This is a genomic window from Terrisporobacter muris (genome assembly GCF_024621905.1).
Lineage (GTDB): Bacteria > Bacillota > Clostridia > Peptostreptococcales > Peptostreptococcaceae > Terrisporobacter > Terrisporobacter muris.
The window spans coordinates 1-2932 of the sequence record NZ_JANKBY010000385.1 but is presented as its reverse complement, the minus strand read 5'-3'; the positions used below and the strand labels follow the sequence as shown (position 1 = coordinate 2932).

At 26.5% G+C, this 2932-nt stretch carries 4 protein-coding genes; 3 read left to right on the top strand and 1 reads right to left on the bottom strand.

Features of this window, described 5'->3' with window-relative positions:
* From NSA58_RS18140 to NSA58_RS18130, 3 genes are all read left to right on the top strand, one after another.
* Nucleotides 1–367: hypothetical protein (locus NSA58_RS18140; RefSeq protein ID WP_257560788.1), on the top strand; the 367-nt coding region annotated here is incomplete at its 5' end.
* Nucleotides 368–517: 150 nt separating this feature from the next.
* Nucleotides 518–1642, top strand: coding sequence for a TraB/GumN family protein (locus NSA58_RS18135; RefSeq protein WP_074429725.1), 1125 nt, complete (start codon nt 518–520; stop codon nt 1640–1642).
* A gap of 115 nt (nt 1643–1757) precedes the next feature.
* Nucleotides 1758–1889, top strand: coding sequence for a hypothetical protein (locus tag NSA58_RS18130; RefSeq protein WP_257560786.1), 132 nt, complete (start codon nt 1758–1760; stop codon nt 1887–1889).
* Between the two features lie 304 nt (nt 1890–2193).
* On the opposite strand, the gene NSA58_RS18125 is transcribed toward NSA58_RS18130, so the two are convergent.
* Nucleotides 2194–2871 (bottom strand): manganese catalase family protein, encoded by a 678-nt coding sequence (locus NSA58_RS18125; protein ID WP_039681282.1) that lies wholly within the window; start codon nt 2869–2871, stop codon nt 2194–2196.
* Between the last annotated feature and the right edge of the window lie 61 nt (nt 2872–2932).

Here is a 2932-nt window from a genome sequence, read left to right as displayed (position 1 = left end):
AGTTTGTATGATGGAGGAATTATTTTGGCCAATAATTATTATTTTAATAATACTATATTTATTATTTACAGAAGTGAAAAGCTATAAATATAAAAGAAGTTTAAAGCTGAAGATAAAATATATTGAAGAAGATATTGTTGAGATGAAAATAGTAAACAAGCTATTTTTTAAGGGATATGCTTTCAAAGGCTATAGATTACCAGATACATGTATTATTGAATTAGAATATGAAGATAATAAGTATGAGATAAATGATGAAGAAATATTTAATTCTTATGAGATTGGTCAGTTTATAAAGCTAAAGTTAGTCGAAAATTTAGATGAAAATAAAGAACTTATAAATTATGAACTATATAAATTAAAATGAAAAAGATTAGAAATTCAAAGGATTTTAAGGGTGTATCAAAAAAGGTACACCCTTATGTGCATGGATATTTTTTACGGGAGTTTGTTAAAAGGTATAGTATAATTTAGTTGTACAGTTGTTATGGAAATTATTATAATGGGGGAAATATTAATGAAGAAATCTATAAAAACACCTACGATAGTTATACTTGTGTTTATAGTTATACTAACATCTATTTTTTATAAAAGTATTGGAGTAAAAAAATATATAAAAGAAAACAACTCATTTGACTTAATAAATGTGAATAATTATGATGTATTTCTATCTGGAGAAAATCACACCTTTGCCAAGAGTGATAAATTCAAGCAAGAAATTTTCACGTATTTAAATAAGAAAGCAGGAGTTAAAAATATAATAGAAGAAGCTGGAGTTTGCAGTGTATATTTATTAAATGAATATATACAAAGTGGCAATGAAGAATACTTAAAATCTTACATGAGTAAATTAAAAGGAACCATGGCATATACTAGAGAAAAGTATGAATTTTATAAATGGTTATATAAATACAACTCAGAATTAGATGAAGATTTGAAAATAAATGTGTATGGAGTTGATGTGGAACATGATTCATTGGCTGCCATAAATGGTATAGAAGTTTTAATAGATAAAAATAAGCCTGTACCAAAATCTTTGGTAGAATCAATTACTCTTGTGAAAAATAAAGACATAAGAGCTATTAAAAGCTTAAAATTAGCTTACGAAGAAAACAAAAAAGACTGTGAAGAATACTTTGGTGATAAATTTATATACTTTGAAAATGGAATTGAAAATTTATACCCAAGTGGTGGTGGTCAGGATATGCGTGATAAAATAATGATGAGAAACTTTTCTGCTTTATATTCATTAAAAAAGGGTGAAAAGTTCTTTGGGCAATTTGGAAGTGAGCACATATATCAAGATTACATGAATACTGATTATGTAAGTGAGGATGAAGTGAGATTTGGTATATTACTTAATGGAAAGTCTTCTCCTGTAAAAAATAGAGTTTATTCTTTATTATGTGCTTATGAAAACAAGGAAGGTAACTATCCTGGTAATAATTTCTTTGATTATTCTTTATTTAAAAATATTAAAGAAGATACTTTTGTTGAACTATGTGGAAAAAATAGCCCTTTTTATAAAAAAGAATATTTATTCAAGGGGGCAAAGGAAGATAATGTAACTTGTGACTATATACAGGGGCTTTATATATTGAAGGATTCTACAAAAACACATACATATTATCCAGATAATTAAATATGATATAAAAAAGTTAATAGTAGATATTTATTACAAATACAGACAAAAAACATGTGATAAAAAAATAATTAACTAATTTAACTGGAGGTGATCCAGGTCTTGGAATTTTATCATGGGTTTTCTTAGAAAAGATAACCCTAACTTACATAGACCTTATAAAGTTCCTATGTATCCTTTTATACCTATTGTTGCAATGTGTGGTGGATTATTTGTAATTATAAACCAATTATTATTTGCAGGCTAATTTAATAGAGCAATGTCAATAGGTAGTGTTGTAATAACTTTACTAGGATTACCTGTATATAATTATTTTAATAAATTAAAAGACAATGATTTTGAATCTGAATAAATAGTATAAAGCTGTTATTTAGCTAATTAAAATTAAAAATAGCAACTATTTCTGTATATTAGAAAATAGTTGCTATTTTCATATGAAAAATAAGTTTTAATTGTAAAACTTATTTTGTTGTTAGGTTTTTAATATATCTTTTTATGTTTAATATGTAGATGTCTTATAAATATAGAACTTAAACGCATCTACTAATTTTTTATTTTTTTATTGGTTCTTCAAAAGATGGTGGAGTAATATTCATTTTGCTATCATGGTTAGGTCCTGGTGTAGATAAATCAAAGTATATTTTTGAATCTTCAGTTACACCAAAGCTTTTATTTGAACCTGTATCTTTAACTTTGTTAAGAGCATCTCTAAATAATGCATTGTGAGCTTCTTCTCTATTAAGCAAGAAATCTATTGTTTCTCTTACATGTTTATCTTCTATTTGTCTGTAAAGATATTCATAAACAACCTTAGCTCTTTGTTCTGATGCTATATTAGATAGTAAATCAGCAACTAAGTCACCAGTTACAGTTACGTAATCTGCTGTCCATGGTGCTCCTGATGAATTAATTAATACAGGAGATAATCCTGTTAATACATGGGTTTCTACTTCTCCAGAGTCAACTGCTTTATAGTCCACATCGTGACCGTTTAATAAATTTATTGTTTGCGCTACCATTTCCATATGACTAAGTTCTTCTGATGCAATGTCCAAAAATAAATCTTTAATTTCTGGATCTTTGATTCTAAAACTTTGAGCCATATACTGCATAGCAGCTTTTAATTCACCATTTCCTCCACCTAATTGTTCTTGCATTAGAACAGCATATTGAGGATTAGGTTTTTCTACTTTTACTTCATGTAATAGTGCTTTATCATGTTTAAACAAAGTAATTTACCTCCTTTTTTATATCTAATATTATATTTACCTGTACTTTATTTTGTATTCT